Source organism: Streptomyces sp. SID5910 (assembly GCF_009862125.1).
Taxonomy (GTDB): Bacteria; Actinomycetota; Actinomycetes; order Streptomycetales; family Streptomycetaceae; genus Streptomyces.
On sequence record NZ_WWHX01000900.1, the window covers coordinates 1 to 16,579 of the forward strand.

Below are 16,579 nucleotides of genomic sequence, written 5' to 3' on the forward strand. Positions count from 1 at the left end.
CTCCGACTTCGCCGACACCACCCACGGCACCACCACCGGCGTCGCGGCCTGCGTAGAGTCCGCAACCGGCGTCTTCTCGCCCGCCGGAGCCTCCTCCAGCACCACGTGGCAGTTGGTGCCGCCCACCCCGATGGAGCTGACGCCCGCCGTGCGGGGGCCGTCCGTGGCCGGGTCGGCGGGCCAGGGCTGTGCCTCGGTCTGGACGCGCAGGTTGAGCGCGTCCAGCGGGATGTCGGGGTTCGGGGTGCGGTAGTTGAGGCTGGGGAAGAGTTCGCCGTGCTTCAGGCCGAGGGCCGTCTTGATGAAGCCGACGATGCCCGCGGCACCCTCGAGGTGGCCGACGTTGGTCTTGGCGGAGCCGACCCGCAGGGGGGTGCCGGTGTTGCGGCGTGCGCTGCCGAGGACGGTGCCGAGGGCCGCGGCCTCGATCGGGTCGCCGGTCCTCGTGCCGGTGCCGTGGAGCTCGACGTACTGGACGCGGGAGGGGTCCACGCCGGCCTGCTGGTAGGCGCGGCGCAGGACGTCTTCCTGGGCGGGCTGGTGGGGGGTGGTGAGATGCGTGCCGCCGCCGTCGTTGTTGACGGCGCTGCCGCGGATGACGCAGTACACGGGGTCGCGGTCGGCGAGGGCGGCGGCCAGGGGCTTGAGGACGACGGCGCCGCCGCCCTCGCCGCGTACGTAGCCGTTGGCGCGGGCGTCGAAGGTGTAGGTGACGCCGTCGGGGGACAGTCCGCCGAACTTGGCGACGCTGACGCTGCTCTCGGGGGCGAGAATGAGGTTGACGCCGCCGGCGACGGCGACGGTGCTCTCGCCTCGGCGCAGGCTCTCGCAGGCCAGGTGGACGGCGACGAGGGAAGATGCCTGGCCGGCGTCGAGGGTGAGGCTGGGGCCGCGCAGTCCGAGGTGGTAGGAGACGCGGTTGGCGATGAGGCTGCGGTGGAGGCCGGTGAAGCTGTGGCGGTCGATGGCCTCGACGCCGCGTCGGCGTTGCAGCGTGGCGTAGTCGTCGGCGATGACGCCGAGGTAGACGCCGGTGTCGGTGTCGCGGAGCCGGTCGGGGACGATGCCCGCGTCTTCGAGGGCTTCCCAGGTCAGTTCCAGGACGAGGCGTTGTTGCGGGTCCATCGCGGCGGCTTCGCGGGGTGAGATGCCGAAGAAGGCTGCGTCGAAGTGGTCGACGTCGGTCTGGTTCAGGAAGCCGCCGCGTCGGGTGTTGACCGTGCCCGGCCGGTCGGTGTCCTCGTCGTACAGCTCGTCCGCGTTCCAGCGTTCCCGGGGTACGTCCGTGATGGCGTCGGTGCCGCCGCGCAGCAGGTCGAGGAAGGCGGTGGGGCCGGGTGCTCCGGGGAGGCGGCAGGAGACTCCGACGACGGCGATCGGAGTGTCCGCCGGGTGTGCGACGGCGGCCTCAGAACGCTTCATGAGCATGACTCCCTGGACCAGGACGTGGGGTGCCGGGCGCGACGGGTCGTCGCTCCCGGCTCCGGCGGCTGACGGTGGTCGGATGGTGGTCGGGGGCGCCGTGGGCCGTCCGGGATCGTCCGGCGGGGGCGGTCGGCGTCCGTGAGGATGTGGGGGCGGGCACGGCGGTGGCAGCCGCTGCGTCCTGGCGGACGCGGACCGGTGGTGCGCGCCCGGCGCATCCGGCCGGGCCGGCCCGCGCCGGGGCCCGGGCGCACGGCATCGGCACCCGCCCGGGGCGTGCCGGGGTGGGTGCGGCGTGGCCGTGCGCACCCCGGCGTGGGTCTAGTAGATCCCCTCCGGCGCCGAGCGGACGACCTGAAGGGGTCGTACGTTGGCGACGCCGTCGCAGGGCCAGGCGTCGCCGGTGTCGTACCGGACGGCCAGGTCGCGCTCCAGGATGTTGGGCAGGAAGAGGTCGTCGTGCAGGACGGTCAGGCGGACCTGGCCCTGTTCGCCGTAGGGGACGACCGTCGACCAGTCGTCCTTGTCGACGACCGCCATGGTCACCTGCGGGTAGTTCGGCAGGTAGGGCATGAGTGTGCCCTCGTTCTCCACGGGGAGGGCGACGGTGTTGCCGAAGGTGTTGGCGTAGGTGACGACGACGAGTCCGCCGCCGAGCGCTTCGTGGAAGGAGCGGCGCATCGCCGGGGTGGCGTGGGTGCCGCTGAGCCGTACGCCGCTGAGCCGGGCGACCAGTTCGGGGCGGGCCTTGATGAACGCCTGGAGCAGTGCCGGGGTGGTGACGAGGTAGTCGACGGGCTGGCTCTCCAGCACGGCGGCCATCTGGTCGACGATGTGGGCGGTGTACTCCTGGGCGTCCTTGAGTCTGCCGCCGCGCAGCAGCCGCTTGACCCAGCGGGGGTCGAAGTCGATGCCGTACACGCGGCCGTCGTAGAGCTCGGCGAGGTCCACGGCTCCTTGGCCGATGAGGTGCGGGCCGGTGGGGGTGGCCTGGAGCCAGCCGCGGCCGGGCTCGAAGCCCTCGCGTTCGATGACCCAGCGGCGCCAGGCGGCGCGGTGCACGAGCATCGGTTCGGTGTAGAAGACGCGGCAGGGGCTGCCCGTGGTGCCGCCGGAGTCCCAGATGCGTCCGCCCAGGGGGCGGGGGACGGCCTGCGGTACGAGGTCGGCCGGGTCGAGCGTGCGCAGTTCACCGAGCGGCATCGGCCCGAAGGCGGTGAGATCGTCGTACGTCTTGATGTCCGCGGGGTCGACGGCGAGTTCGGCGGCGCGCTTGAGCCAGTACGGGCTGCCCGTGTCGGGGTCGAAGTGGCGGCGGACGACTCGGCGGGTCCAGGCGTCGATGTCCTGGTCCAGCCACTGGTCGACGAGTGCGTTCGTGTCGGTCATCGGGGGCTCCCCATCGTCGCGTCGTCCACGGGGGGCAGTTCGATGCCGAAGTCGTAGACCGCGGTCATCGCCTCGAAGACGTGGTCCGGGGACTCGACGTGGACCACGGGGAACTGGGCGTTCTGGAAGGTGCCGAAGGCCGCGGGGCCGAGGACCAGGCCGAGTTCGGTGCCGGCGTCCTCGAGACCGCCGATCATGTGGGGCACGCTCACCGGGTCGGTCGGGTTGCGGTGGAACAGGTCACGGATCTCCTCGCCCGTGGTGAGCGCCTTGCGCTCCATGCACGAGTGGACGGGGACGCGTGGGTCGCGGAAGGTCATGGCTTCCAGCGTGGGTTCGATGAACTCGGTGACGTGCCGTTGCAGGGGTGAGTGGAAGGCGGCTCCGTGGTCGTCGGAGACGTGCAGGGCGCCGGGCGGCAGGGTCGCGCCGAAGCTTTCGAGCGCGGCCCGGTAGCCGCCCAGCAGCACCATGCGTTCGTTGCCGGTGCCGACACGGCCGAGATCGGCGGAGAGGTGGACGTCGGGAGCGTCCGCCACGAAGGCGGCGGGGTCGTTCTCGAGGGGAATGCGGAGCATGGCGACGGCCTGTCGCCGGGATTCCGACACGGTGGGTGGCGGGACTTCCCGGAAACGCATCAGCAGAATGAACAGATCGCGTCGTTCCACCGATCCGGCGAGGGTTGCGGCGACGAGTGCGCCGAAACTGAGTCCGCATACCGCGGTGGGGGTGATTGCGTATTCTTCTGCGAGCACGTCGGCAATTCCGAGAATGGCCGCCGCCTGTCTGATGGCGCCGACTCCCTGACGATGCTCCTGTCCCGGTTCTCTTTGTTCATGAAAAATTCGCTGAACATCGATACCGGTCCAGTCCGCTATCTGCGCATAGGTCCGCTGCACGCTCGGAAAGAGTTCGTACAGTTCGGTGCCGGCCCCGGGCCGGTCATTCATGCCACCATCGAGGACATACGCAAGCGTCACTCAGAACCCCCGTTCCCACCCTTCCCGGTCAGGGAAGGGCATACCGCGAAGCGGCACTTTGCGGCCGGCTCACGCGAGGGAGCCACCACTGCCTTGCACGCTACAACTACCCGCAGGTCGCTTAGCCGTTCGATAATCTCATCCAACCCCCGCCAGCGATCTCATGTCAAGCAAGGACTGCTCGACGTGATGTGGCTGACAACCGATCAGACACCGCTCGCTCGCGGGGGGTTGGGGAGGGTGATCAGCTACGTTCCGGGGCGGCCGGCAGACGGTCGGCGCCCAGTTCCGTCCACACCTGGTCCAGGGCGTCGACGAAGCCCCTGACCTCGTCAGCCGTGTGCACGGCGCCGGGAGCGACCCGCAGGATCTCCTCGCCGACCCGCACGCTGGGCGCGTTGATGGCCTGGACGTAGATCCCGTGCCGGTCCAGCAGCTGCGTGGACATGCGCTTGCACAGGGCCTCGTCGCGCACCAGGACGGACACGATGTGGGTCTGGTCCGAGATGAACGGGATGCGCCGCTCGTCGAGCAGACGGTGCATCAGCCGGGCGTTCGACCACAGCTGTTCCCGCTCGGCCTCGGAGGAGCGCAGGTGGCGTACGGCGGCCAGGGCACCGGCGGCCACGGCGGGCGGCAGCGCGGTGGTGAAGATGAAGGAGCGGGAGAACATGCGTACCGCTTCGATCACTTCGGAGGGGCCGGCGATGTAGCCGCCGGTGGTGCCGAAGCCCTTGGCCAGGGTGCCCATGACGACGGTGAAGTCGTCGGCGATGCCTTCCCGGGCGGCGATTCCGGCGCCCTGCGGGCCGTACATGCCGACGGCGTGCACCTCGTCGATGTAGGTCATCGCCCCGTAGCGCTTGGCGATGTCGGCGATCTCCGCCAGCGGGGCGATGTCGCCGTTCATCGAGTACACGGACTCGGCGACGATGAGCTTGGGCACGTCCGGGACGGCCGCCGCTATCAGTTCTTCCAGGTGCGCGGTGTCGTTGTGCCGGAAGATCTGCTTCTGGGCGCGGCTGTGGCGCAGGCCGTCGATGACGGAGGCGTGGTTGAGCGCGTCGGAGAACACGACGCAGCCGTCCAGGCGGCCGGCGATGACGGACAGCGCACCGTCGTTGGCGGTGTAGCCGGAGGTGAACAGCAGGGCGTCGTCCTTGCCGTGGAGCGCGGCGAGCTCCTCCTCCAGCTGGACGTGGTAGTGGTTGGTGCCGCCGATGTTGCGTGAACCTCCGGCGCCCGCACCGTACTTGTCGACGGCCTCCTTCATGGCCGCCAGCACCGCGGGGTGCTGGCCCATGCCGAGGTAGTCGTTGCTGCACCAGACGCTGATGCTGTCCGCATCCCCGTCGCTGCGCACACTGGCCGCGGGGAACCTCCCGGCGAGCCGTCCGATCTCCAGGAACTCTCTCTTTCCCCCGTCAGCGCCGTCGATGAGGCGTGAAAAGAGGTCCAGGTATGGGGTCACGTCTACTCGCTTCGTTTTCGGGCCGTCTGAGGCCGCGTGCAACTACAGGCGACTGCGTGGAGCTGGCTGATTCCTCGCGCCTTCGGCGGCTTCTCGGCCCCCGGCACGGACGCTTCACCGGCGGATTCGTGCGGGAAATTGCGGCTGACCGTCCTCAATTCGAGGAGGTGCGCGAGAGTAACTCTTGTATATCATCAGCCCACGGTCGGCGTCCAACCTACCCGTGATAGCGCGGAGTTGAAACGCATACACACGGCAACCCGGACAAGTCGGCAAAGCTGACGGTAACTCACGACCCGTTGCCATACCCCTGCGATCATGCAATCCTGCACCGACCAAAACGGGTCGATGGAGTGGAGTTTCGGTGTCCTCGAACGAGAATTACGCCCGCCGGGTACTTGAGGCGCTGGCGTCGGATCCGGACCGGACAGCCCTGTGGCGGGAAGGCGAGGAGTGGACCGCGGACCAGTTCTCCCGGGCGGTTCTCGCGGCGGCGGAACTCCTGCGCCGGGACTTCTCCGAGAACCCGGGTCCGACGGCGAACGGTGCGGCGCCGATCGTGGCGGTTCTCACTGTCACCAATACTCCGGCGACCGTCATCCTGCGCTATGCGGCCAACCTTGCCGGGGCCACCGTGGTGCATCTGCACTCCACGAACGCCGTGGACCCCTCCGACCAGCTCGCCGCCGCCGCCCGGTCCGAGATCCTCGCCAAGTCCGGGGCGGCGTACCTCGCCGTCGACAAGGAGAATCTCGACGCGGCCCGTGAGCTGGCCGGCCGGCTCTCCGCACCGCCGCGGCTCGCCGCACTCGGTGCCCTCGGTCCCGATGTCCTGGATCTGTCCTCGGGCGACGCGGACGCCTTCGACCTGGAAGCCGTCGAGGCCGACCCCGAGCAGCCGGCCGTGGTGCTCTTCACCAGCGGCACCAGTGGCAGGCCCAAGGGCGTGACCCTGCCGTACCGGGTGCGCAGCCTCTACCTCATGGCGGGCCTCCAGTCCCCCGAACCCATCGTGTACCTGTCGACCCTGCCGGTGAGCCACTCCAACGGCTCCGGCGTCGACCTCGCCCTCGCCTCGGGCGGTACGGTCGTCCTGCACGACGGGTTCGAACCGGGCGCGGTGCTGCGCGCGGTGGAGCGGCACCGTGTCTCCGCGCTGACGCTCACCCCGCCGCAGCTGTACATGCTGGTCGACCACCCGGACATCTCGACCACCGACCGGTCGAGCATCAGGATCATCTCCTACGGCGGCTGCGCCGCCTCCCCGGCCCGGCTGGCCGAGGCGATCGAGGTGTTCGGCCCGGTGCTCCTCCAGTTCTACGGCACCACGGAGACCAGCGGCATCAGCGTGCTGCTGCCCCCGGACCACTTCGACGCCGAGCTCCGCCGGACCGTCGGCAAGCTGACCGCCGAGGTGCGCGTCCTCGACCCCGAAGACCACCGTGACCTCGCGCCCGGCGAGGTCGGCGAGGTGTGTGTGCGCACGCCGTTCAACATGCTCGGCTACTGGGGCGAACCGGAGCTGACCGCCGAGGCCGTCCGTGACGGCTGGGTGCACACCGGCGACCTCGGCTCCGTCGACCAGGGCGGCTATCTGCGGCTGCACGGCCGGCTGGGCGACGTGATGAAGACCAATGGCATCAAGGTCCAGCCCACGGACGTCGAGAACGCGCTGCTGTCCCACCCGGAGGTGAACCAGGCGGCGGTGTACTGCGTGGTCGACGAGGACCGGGTGGAGCACATCCACGCCGCCGTGGTGGTCCGGCCGGGCGGCACCGCCGACTCCTCCGCTCTGGTGGGCCATGTCGCCGCCGAGCTGTCCCCGAAGCACGTCCCCGCCGTGGTCTCCTTCCACGACACCCTGCCGCTGACCGGGGCGGGCAAGCCGGACAAGCAGGCGCTGGCCGCCCGGCACACCGGTGCGGCATGACGCTCTCGGCCGCTTCCGTCCTCGCCGAGTCCGCCGAGCGGCGCCCCGGCCATCCGGCGCTCGTCTTCGGCTCCGAGCGGATCACCTACGCCGACCTGTGGCGCGCCACCCGCCGGTACGCCGCGGTGCTGCGCGACCACGGCGTAGGGCCGGGTGACCGGATCGCCCTGCTGCTGCCCAACACGCCGCACTTCCCGATGGTGTACTACGGCGTGCTGGCGCTCGGTGCCGTGGTGGTCCCGGTGCACGGCCTGCTGCGCGCCGACGAGATCGTCCACGTGCTGCGCGACTCCGAGGCGAAGGCGCTGGTGTGCGCGGGACCGATGCTGACGGAGGGCGCCAAGGCGGCGGAGGTGACCGGCACCGCGCTGCTCACCGTCCTGGCGGAGGACGGCGCGGACGGCGCGGACGGTCCGCCGCGCCTGGACGTCCTCGCCGAACGGGGCGAGCCCCTGGACCACTTGGTGCCGCGGGCGCCCGACGACCTGGCACTGGTGCTGTACACCTCGGGCACCACCGGCCGGCCCAAGGGCGCGATGATCACCCATCTCAATCTGGTGATGAACGTCCACACCACGATGCGCTCCCCGTTCGACCTGACCCCCGACGACGTGCTGCTGGGTTGTCTGCCCCTGTTCCACACCTTCGGGCAGACCTGCGGCATGAGCGCCTGCTTCCTGGCCGGCGGCACCCTGGTCCTGATGAGCCGCTTCGACGGTCCGGGCGCGCTCGACCTCATGGTCACCGAGGGCTGCACGGTGTTCATGGGCGTGCCGACCATGTATCTGGCGCTCCTCGACGCCGCCGCCGGGGATCCCCGCCGTCCCGCCCTCGACCGCGCCTTCTCCGGCGGTTCGGCCTTGCCGGTCAAGATCCTGGAGGACTTCCAGGAGGTCTACGGCTGCCCGATCTACGAGGGGTACGGCCTGACCGAGACGTCACCGGTGGTGGCGTACAACCAGAAGGCGTGGCCGCGCAGGCCCGGCACGGTGGGCCGCACCATCTGGGGTGTCGAGGCGGAGATCGCCGCGGCCGACCGCGAGGACCGCGTCGAGTTGCTGCCGTACGGCGAGGTGGGCGAGATCGTCGTCCGCGGCCACAATGTGATGGCCGGGTACCTCAACCGGCCGGAGGCCACCGCGGCCGTCCTGGTCGACGGCTGGTTCCGCACGGGCGACCTGGGCACCAAGGACGCCGACGGCTATCTCACGCTCGTCGACCGCAAGAAGGACATGGTGCTGCGCGGCGGCTACAACGTCTATCCCCGCGAGGTGGAGGACGTGCTGATGCGCCACCCGGCCATCGCCCAGGTCGCCGTCATCGGGGTCCCCGACGACAAGTACGGCGAAGAGGTGTGCGCCGTGGTGCGGACCCGGCCGGGCAGCGAGCCCGGTCCGGAGCTCGCCGCGGACATCGTGTCCTGGAGCAGGGAACGGGTCGCCGCGCACAAGTACCCGCGGCTGGTGGAGTTCGTGACGGACTTCCCGCTGGGGCCCAGCGGGAAGGTGCTGAAGCGGGAGCTCACCGCCCGGTACTCCGGCGGTAGTTGACCCCGCGGAGGGTGCACGCGCCGTCGCTCACGGCGCGTGCACTCTCTTTTGCGTCCTGACCGGGCGATCAGCCCGCGGCCCGGGTCGGCGTCCCCCTGCGGAAACCGGCCAGATCCTCCCGCAGGGCGGCGATCACCTGCTCGCTCCGCTCGGCGAGGTAGAAGTGCCCGCCGGTGAAGGTCCGGATCCGGAAGTCGGCACGCGTGTGCTCGGCCCAGCCCTTCGCCTCGTCCTCGCGCACCTGCGGGTCGGCGTCGCCGGTGTACACGTACAGCGGGCAGCTCAGCTCGGGCCCCGGCCGGTACACGTACTGCTCCACCGCGGTGTAGTCGGCGCGGAGGGCGGGCAGGATCATCCGCACCACGTCCTCGTCGTCCAGCAGCGCCGCGTCGGTCCCCTGGAGCTTGCGTATCTGGCCGATCAGCCCCGCGTCGTCCATGAGGTGCACCTTGTCGTCGCGCACGCTGCCGGGTGACCGGCGCCCCGAGACGACCAGTCCCAGCAACTGCCCGGGGGACTCGGCCTCCAGGCGCCGCGCGGTCTCGTAGGCGAGCGTGCCGCCCATGCTGTGCCCGAAGAACACCAGGGGCTTGCCGGCATGGTCGCGCAGCGCGTCGGTGATGCCGTCCACCAGCGCGTCGACGCTGGTGAGCCCGGGCTCGGAACGCCGGTCCTGACGCCCCGGGTACTGGAGCGCCAGCACCTCGGCGCGGGGTGCCAGCCGGGCCGACACCGGCAGGAAGTAGCTGGCCGATCCGCCCGCGTGCGGGAAGCAGACCACCGTGACCTCGCTGTCCTGCGAGGGGTGGAACCGCCTGATCCAGCGTTGCCTCAACTCGTGCGAGTCAGCCATGTACTCCGTCCGTTCTGTGTGCCCTGCGAACGCGTTCCGGTGAGGTCGCGTCCGTGGCCCCAGCCTTCCCGACCGGCGTCCCACACTCAAGGCTTACGCTCTGGGAGGAACCGGGGCGCCCCCTTGAACTGCGCTTTTCCGGTTGCCGGCAGCGGGGTCGGCGACGCCCGCGGCCGCCCCCGGCGAGGGAGCCGGGCGGGCTGTGCGCGAGGTCTGGACAGTCGTCAGGTGACGTGTTGTCATTCCGCTGTCAAGGATTTCCAACGTTGGAAGAGCCGCTGTCCGGCACTGCCTGAGCCGGTGCCGCCTGCCGACAGGTTCCGGAACGGGACCCCTGCGCGAGGAAAGGTTCGATGAGACGACGACACACCCGCCCACGAGCGAGAGCGTGGGCTCTGGTCACCGCCGCAGCCCTGACACTGCCCACAACCGGCCTGATGTCCACCGCGTCGGCCGCCGAAAGCCCCGCCGGCGCGTCGGCCCCGTCGTCCGGACAGGCCGACGTCGCCGTACACGGCCTGAAGGGCGAGTACTTCAGCATGTCGGCGCCGGGTGCGCGGGACTTCGCCGAACTCGGCGGCACCCTGCTCGACCCGCAGATCAACTTCTCCGGACTGACCGGCACCTTCCAGGAGCTGACCGGCCGGACGGAGCACACGACCGCCCGCTGGACCGGCCGGATCGAGGCACCGGCCACCGGTGACTACACCTTCTACGCCAGCGGCGACAACGGCTTCCGCCTCTTCATCGACGGCGAACCGGTCATCGACCACTGGGAGGGGGACTGGGACAACGAGCAGACCAGCGCTCCCGTCAGGCTGGCCGCAGGCGAGAAGCACGACTTCCGCCTGGAGATGTTCCAGGACACCGGCGGCGCCAACATGTTCCTGCGCTGGTCCACCCCGAACCTGCCCAAGCAGGTCGTCCCGATGTCGGCGTTCACGCCGCCGGACGGATTCGAGGTCTACCCGGTCGAGCCGTCGGTCGACCGGAACGGCCGGCAGGTGCGGGCCCGCTTCGAGGGCCGGGTCGGCGGCGACGTGAAGGCGCTCGCGAAGCACCTGGAGATCCAGGCCGACACCACCCCCATGCCGATCGGCTCGGTCTCGGTCGCCCCCGGTGACCGCAGCACGCTGCTGATCACCCTCAAGGAGCCGGTCCAGAAGGGCCAGCAGGTCCGGGTGGTCTACGACGGCGAGGGCGGCCTGACCTCCGGCGGCGAGCGCGTGCCGGACATCCACCGCTACGCGCAGAACGACTCCACCCACCGGCTCACCACCAAGTGGGGCGACCGGCTCGACGAGAAGCACCCGCTGCCGGAGTACCCGCGCCCGCAGCAGGTGCGCGCCAAGTGGAAGAACCTCAACGGGCCCTGGCAGTTCGCCGCGGCCGAGGCGGGCGAACAGCCGGTCTTCGGCAAGGATCTCGGCGAGAAGATCACCGTGCCGTTCCCGGTCGAGTCGCAGCTCTCCGGGCTGGAGCGGCACGAGGACCACATGTTCTACCGCAAGCTCGTCGACGTGCCCAAGGACTGGAAGGTCGGCAAGAGCGGCAAGGGCGACCGGCTGAAGCTCAACTTCGGCGCCGTCGACTACCAGGCCCGCGTCTGGGTCAACGGCAGGCAGGTCGCCGAACACACCGGCGGCTACACCGCGTTCAGCGCCGACATCACCGACGCACTCAAGGCCAAGGGGCCGCAGGAGATCGTCGTCGCCGTCACCGACACGGGCGGCGCGAACCAGCCGATGGGCAAGCAGTCCACCAACCCGGGCGGCATCTTCTACACCCAGTCGTCGGGCATCTGGCAGACGGTGTGGATGGAGCCCGTCGCCGACGCCTCCATTGACAACGTAGTCACGACCCCCGACATCGACACCGGCACCCTCGCGGTGACCGTCGACTCCGCGGGCGCCTCACCGAAGGCCCGCGTCGAGGCCGTCGCCCGCGACAAGCGCGGCAAGGTCGTCGGCCGCGTCAGCGGACCGGCCGACAAGGAGCTCCGCCTCCCCGTGGCGAAGCAGCACCTGTGGACGCCGGACGACCCCTACCTCTACGACCTCGACGTCACGCTCACCGACGGCCGGTCGAAGGACAGGGTCGGCAGCTACTTCGGCATGCGCGAGATCGGCGTCGAGAACGTCGGCGGGTACCAGAAGCTGGTGCTCAACGGGAAGCCCGTCTTCTCGCTCGCCACGCTCGACCAGGGCTTCTGGCCCGACGGCCTCTACACGGCCCCCAGCGACGAGGCCCTGGCCTTCGACCTGAAGGCGCACAAGGAGCTGGGCTTCAACTCCGTCCGCAAGCACATCAAGGTGGAGCCGGCCCGCTGGTTCTACCACGCGGACCGGCTCGGCCTGCTGGTCTGGCAGGACTTCGTCTCCGGGAACGTCACCAACACGACCGGACAGAAGGCCTTCGTCGACCAGGGCATGGAGGCGATGCGACAGCACCACAACTCCCCCGCCGTCATAGGCAACATCGTCTTCAACGAGGGCTGGGGCGAGTGGAACCGCGAGGAGACCGGCCGTATCGCGGAGGCCGTCAAGGCCGCCGACCCGTCCCGGGTGGTCAACGCCCACAGCGGTGTGAACTGCTGCAACTCCAAGGGTGACTCGGGCAAGGGCGACATCGTCGACCACCACGACTACAACAACGAGGACCCGCCGTTCCCCGACCACCGGGCCGCCCTGGACGGCGAGCACGGCGGCTTCACCCTGCGCACCCCGGGCCACATGTGGCCGGGCGCCCCGACCGTGATCTACAGCGGCGTCGCCGACAAGGAGGCGCTGACCCGCAAGTACGTCGAGAACACCGAGAAGTTCTACCTGGCCCAGGCCGGCGCCGAACTGTCGGGCTCGGTGTACACGCAGATCACCGACCTGGAGAACGAGCTCAACGGCCTGTACACGTACGACCGCCGGGACATCAAGGTCGACCCGGTCCGGGTGCGTGAGATCAACCGCAAGGTCATCGCGGCCGGTGCCGCCGCGGGCGAGCGGCCGGAGCTGAAGGGCGGCGCCCACTGGGCCCTCGACGAGGGCACGGGCACCGCCGCGAAGGACGACGGCCCGAACGGCAGGAACCTGCGGCTGTCCGAGGGCACCACCTGGACGCCCGGTGTCAGCGGCAGCGCGCTGAAGTTCGACGGCGTGGCGCAGTCCGCCCAGACGGACGGCCCGGTGCTCGACACCGCCGGCAGCTACTCGGTCTCCGCCTGGGTGAGGCTCGACGGGCTCCCGGGCAACTACGCCACCGCCGTGAGCCAGGACGGCCGCTACCAGGCCAGCCCCTTCTATCTCCAGTACGGCCAGGGCGCGTTCGCCTTCAGCACGCCCGGCGAGAAGCGTGCCCGGCTGGCCGTCACGCCGCAGACGGGCCGCTGGTACCACCTCGTCGGGGTGCGCGACGGAGCGAGCAACCAGATCAAGCTCTACGTCGACGGAACGCTGGCGGCGACCGCGGCCGCCGGCCCGAACTACGCGGCCTCCGGCCCCCTCGCCGTCGGCCGCGCCCAGTGGAACGGTCAGGACACCGACTTCTGGAACGGCGCCGTCGACGAGGTCCACGCCTACGACAAGGCGCTCACCGCCGAGGAGGTGAGCGCGCTCCACACGCAGGAGAAGCCGTAGCCCCCGGCTACTGACGACGCGGCGGCCGGTGCCCGGGAAGGGCACCGGCCGCCGCCGTGTCCGAGCTGCCTCACATCAGTTGCCGTCGGCGCCCCAGCCAGGTCTGGGCGATCACGACGAGCGCCAGGAAGGCGCCGCTGACCACGAGTTGGTAGGAGGAGTCCAGCGATCCGATCTGGTTGATGATGTTCTGGATGACCTTCAGGAGCAGGACGCCGACCAGGGAACCGCTGACGTAGCCGAGGCCGCCGGTGAGCAGGGTGCCGCCGATGACGACGGCGGAGATGGCGTCCAGTTCCATGCCGTTGCCGAGGATGGTCACCCCGGAGGCGAGCCAGGCGGCGTTGAGGGCGCCGGCCAGCCCGGCCAGCACCCCGGACAGGGTGTAGACGGCGATCTTCGTGCGGGCGACCGGCACGCCCATCAGCGCGGCCGCGTCCTCGTTGCCGCCGACCGCGTACACGTGCTGCCCGAAGCGGGTGCGGCGCAGGACCACGGCGCCCGCCACGAACAGCGCCACCGTGATCCACACCGGGTTGCCGACGCCCAGGGTGGTGCCCTGTCCGAGTTCGGCGAGGAAGGAGCCCTTGCCGATCAGGTACGTGTTCGCGCCCTCGTCCGTGATGGCGAGCATCAGTCCGCGCGCGCCCAGCATGGCGGCCAGCGTGACGATGAAGGGAGCGAGGCGTGAGCGGGCGACCAGCAGGCCGTTGACGACGCCGATGAGCCCGCAGACCACGAGGGGCAGCAGCAGCGCCACCAGGGTGCCGTGGCGGGATCCCCAGGCCGCCAGGACACCGCCGAGGGCGAAGAGGGATCCGACGGACAGGTCGATGCCGCCGGTGATGATGACGAAGGTCATGCCGAGGGCGACGATCGCGAGGAACGCCGAACCGGTCGCCATGTTGGAGACGTTGTCGCCGGTGGCGAACGAGTCGAAGCTGAAGGAGGCGACGATCGAGACGAGCACCAGCACCGCCAGCGCGCCGTGCTGCTGGACCAGGGCGCTCAGCCGCTCGGAGCGGGCGGAGCCCACCGGTGCGGTGGCGTCGGTCGGTTCGTTGCTCGCGGTGGTCACGGACGTCTCCGTCCCGGTGGCGGTCATCGCTTCCCCCGTCCCCGTGCCGCGTAGACCGCGCACACGATCACTATGGCCTGGGCGATCTGGGTCCACGAGGGCGGCAGATCGTGCTTGATCAGGGTGGCGGTGAGCAGTTGGATGAGCACCGCTCCGGCCACGGTGCCCGCGATGTTGACCCGCCCGCCGGTCAGCGGGGTGCCGCCGACCACGACGGCGGTGATGGCGGACAGCTCCATCAGGTTGCCGAGCGAGGTCGGGTCGCTGGCCTGGAGGCGGGCGGTGGCCAGCACGCCCGCCACCGCGGCGAGCAGCGCGCAGGCGACGTACACGATGATCAGGACGCGCCGCACCGGCAGTCCGGCGAGCTGGGCGGCCGGCCGGCTGTCGCCGATGGCCAGGAGCTGGCGGCCGAAGGTGGTGCGGCGGACCACGAAGGCGACCAGCAGCGCGAGTGCGGCGGCGATCAGGATCAGATACGGGACGCCGGCGATGTCACCGGAGCCGAGGGAGGCCAGCGCCGGGTTGCGCAGGTCCTCCAGCTGCGGGAGCAGGACGAGGGCCACGCCCCGGCCGCCGACCATGAGGGCCAGCGTGGCCACGATGGGCTGGACGCCGACGAACGCGACCAGCGCCCCGTTGGCCAGTCCCACACCGGCGGCGAACAGCGCCACCACCAGCAGGGCGGGCAGCAGCCCGTAGCCGAGGTAGAGGGCCGTCACGGAGGCCGCCAGTGCCATCACCGCGCCGACCGACAGGTCGACGCCCTCGGTGCCGATGACCAGGGCCATGCCCAGGGCGACGATGATGACGGGGGCGACCTGGACGGCCTGGGTGCGGAAGTTCTCCGCGGACATGAAGTGCGGGGTGATGACGATGTTGACGACCAGGAGCAGGGCCACGCCGGCGTACACGCCGTAGGTCTGGAGCCATTGCAGGACGCGGGCCCGGTCCAGGGGCGGGGTGCGGAGAGTGGCCTCAGCCATCGGTGGCCGCCTCCTTCACCGCGTCGTGCGCCGGGTCGCCGCCGGCGATGGTGCGCATCAGTTTGTCCTCGGTGACGTCGTCGCCGGTCAGTTCGCCGACGACCGCACCGTCCTTCAGTACGACCACGCGGTCGGACCCTTCGATCAGTTCCTCCAGGTCGGAGGAGATGAGCAGGACGCCCAGGCCGTCCACGGCCAGTTCGTCGACGAGTTTCTGCACCTCGGCCTTGGCGCCGACGTCGATGCCGCGGGTGGGTTCGTCCAGGAGCAGCACCTTGGGGTTCATGGCCAGCCAGCGGGCGAGGAGCACCTTCTGCTGGTTGCCGCCGGACAGTTCGCCGACCTTCTGGTGCGGGGAGGACGCCTTGATGCGCAGCCGCTTGACGAAGGTGTCCACGATGCTGTCGACGCGGGCCTCGGAGACCAGGCCGAAGCGGGAGAGGCGGGGCAGCGCCGCGAGCGCGATGTTCTCGCGGACCGACAGCCCCGGCACGATGCCCTCGCTCTTGCGGTCCTCGGGCAGGAGGCTGATCCCCGCGCGGATGGCCGCCGGGGTCGAACCGCCGCGCAGCGGCACGCCGGCGACCGTTATCTCGCCCGAACTCCTCGCCAGCGCACCGGAGATGGCCTTCGCCGTCTCGGTGCGTCCGGAGCCGAGCAGGCCGCCCAGGCCGACGACCTCGCCCGGGCGGATGCTGACGGAGACGTCGTGCAGCTTGTGCGGGACCGTCAGGCCCTCGGCCGTCAGGACGGGCCGGGTGTCGGCGGCCTGGTGGTCGCCGGAGAACTTGGTCGCCCCCTCCTCGCGGACGTCGCCCAGGTCCCGGCCGAGCATGGTGGAGACCAGGGCGAGTCGGTCCAGGTCGGCCAGCCGGCCGTGGTGCACGCGGCGTCCGTCGCGCAGCACGGTGACGGTGCTGCACATGGCGTAGAGCTCGTCCAGGCGGTGGCTGACGTAGACGACGGCGATGCCGGCGTCGCGCAGGCGCCGGATCACCGAGAACAGGGTCTCCACCTCGCGCGGTTCGAGCGAGGAGGTCGGCTCGTCCATGATGACGACCCGGGCGTCCGTCGCCACGGCGCGGGCCAGGGCGACCATCTGCTGGGCGCCGACGCCGAGGGTGCGCAGCGGCTGCCGCACGTCCACGCGGACGCCGTACGCGCGGAGGGCTTCCTCGGCCTCGCGGTTCATGCGGGCCATGTCCAGCACGCCGAAGCGGGTGCGCGGTTCGCGGCCCAGGAAGAGGTTGCGGGCCACGCTCAGCAGCGGGATGAGGTTGACCTCTTA

Annotated in this window: 10 protein-coding genes and 1 pseudogene; 3 read left to right on the plus strand and 8 right to left on the minus strand. The window is 70.6% G+C overall.

Translation table 11 applies throughout. The features are described 5' to 3' along the window. From GTW67_RS31630 to hemA, 4 genes are all read right to left on the minus strand, one after another. The coding region (locus tag GTW67_RS31630) for a type I polyketide synthase (protein WP_161168177.1) at positions 1–1,422 on the minus strand (1,422 nt) is incomplete at its 3' end. A 324-nt stretch (positions 1,423–1,746) separates the two neighbouring features. Further along, positions 1,747–2,814 (minus strand): acyl-CoA synthetase family protein, encoded by a 1,068-nt coding sequence (locus GTW67_RS31635; RefSeq protein ID WP_161168178.1) that lies wholly within the window; start codon positions 2,812–2,814, stop codon positions 1,747–1,749. Then, positions 2,811–3,764 (minus strand): ACP S-malonyltransferase, encoded by a 954-nt coding sequence (locus GTW67_RS31640; RefSeq protein ID WP_161168179.1) that lies wholly within the window; start codon positions 3,762–3,764, stop codon positions 2,811–2,813. Before GTW67_RS31640 ends, GTW67_RS31635 begins: the two co-directional genes overlap by 4 nt. A gap of 274 nt (positions 3,765–4,038) precedes the next feature. Beyond that, positions 4,039–5,265 carry a 5-aminolevulinate synthase gene (hemA, locus tag GTW67_RS31645; protein WP_161168180.1) on the minus strand — a complete coding sequence of 409 codons (1,227 nt, stop codon included), beginning with the start codon at positions 5,263–5,265 and terminating at the stop codon, positions 4,039–4,041. A 364-nt stretch (positions 5,266–5,629) separates the two neighbouring features. Between hemA and GTW67_RS31650 the strand changes: the two genes are divergently transcribed. Together GTW67_RS31650 and GTW67_RS31655 are read left to right on the plus strand one after the other, a co-directional pair. Next, positions 5,630–7,195, plus strand: a complete 1,566-nt coding sequence (locus GTW67_RS31650; RefSeq protein WP_161168181.1) for an AMP-binding protein — start codon at positions 5,630–5,632, stop codon at positions 7,193–7,195. Further along, a complete protein-coding gene (locus GTW67_RS31655; RefSeq protein WP_161168182.1) occupies positions 7,192–8,745 on the plus strand; it encodes a long-chain-fatty-acid--CoA ligase in 1,554 nt (517 codons plus the stop codon). Before GTW67_RS31650 ends, GTW67_RS31655 begins: the two co-directional genes overlap by 4 nt. 67 nt (positions 8,746–8,812) lie before the next feature. Here the strand turns inward: GTW67_RS31655 and GTW67_RS31660 are convergent, their stop codons facing one another. Beyond that, entirely contained in the window at positions 8,813–9,598 is a 786-nt protein-coding gene (locus GTW67_RS31660) for a thioesterase II family protein (protein ID WP_161168183.1), read from the minus strand. A 353-nt stretch (positions 9,599–9,951) separates the two neighbouring features. Here GTW67_RS31660 and GTW67_RS31665 point away from each other — a divergent pair, with 353 nt between their 5' ends. Further along, positions 9,952–13,227 (plus strand): LamG-like jellyroll fold domain-containing protein, encoded by a 3,276-nt coding sequence (locus GTW67_RS31665; RefSeq protein ID WP_161168184.1) that lies wholly within the window; start codon positions 9,952–9,954, stop codon positions 13,225–13,227. A gap of 70 nt (positions 13,228–13,297) precedes the next feature. Here the strand turns inward: GTW67_RS31665 and GTW67_RS31670 are convergent, their stop codons facing one another. The 3 genes and pseudogenes from GTW67_RS31670 to GTW67_RS31680 form a co-directional block, all read right to left on the minus strand. Continuing rightward, positions 13,298–14,332, minus strand: coding sequence for an ABC transporter permease (locus GTW67_RS31670; RefSeq protein ID WP_161166767.1), 1,035 nt, complete (start codon positions 14,330–14,332; stop codon positions 13,298–13,300). Continuing rightward, a complete protein-coding gene (locus GTW67_RS31675) occupies positions 14,329–15,291 on the minus strand; it encodes an ABC transporter permease (protein WP_161166766.1) in 963 nt (320 codons plus the stop codon). Before GTW67_RS31675 ends, GTW67_RS31670 begins: the two co-directional genes overlap by 4 nt. Then, a pseudogene (locus tag GTW67_RS31680) lies at positions 15,284–16,579 on the minus strand (sugar ABC transporter ATP-binding protein); the annotation flags it as partial. The gene GTW67_RS31675 and the pseudogene GTW67_RS31680, both read right to left, overlap by 8 nt.

Bases quoted from the DNA above. Each gene is read 5' to 3' on its own strand.
- GTW67_RS31635 (WP_161168178.1), bottom strand. From the start codon at position 2,814: ATGACCGACACGAACGCACTCGTCGACCAGTGGCTGGACCAGGACATC.
- GTW67_RS31640 (WP_161168179.1), bottom strand. From the start codon at position 3,764: ATGAATGACCGGCCCGGGGCCGGCACCGAACTGTACGAACTCTTTCCG.
- GTW67_RS31655 (WP_161168182.1), top strand. From the start codon at position 7,192: ATGACGCTCTCGGCCGCTTCCGTCCTCGCCGAGTCCGCCGAGCGGCGC.
- GTW67_RS31660 (WP_161168183.1), bottom strand. From the start codon at position 9,598: ATGGCTGACTCGCACGAGTTGAGGCAACGCTGGATCAGGCGGTTCCAC.
- GTW67_RS31665 (WP_161168184.1), top strand. From the start codon at position 9,952: ATGAGACGACGACACACCCGCCCACGAGCGAGAGCGTGGGCTCTGGTC.
- GTW67_RS31670 (WP_161166767.1), bottom strand. From the start codon at position 14,332: ATGACCGCCACCGGGACGGAGACGTCCGTGACCACCGCGAGCAACGAA.
- GTW67_RS31675 (WP_161166766.1), bottom strand. From the start codon at position 15,291: ATGGCTGAGGCCACTCTCCGCACCCCGCCCCTGGACCGGGCCCGCGTC.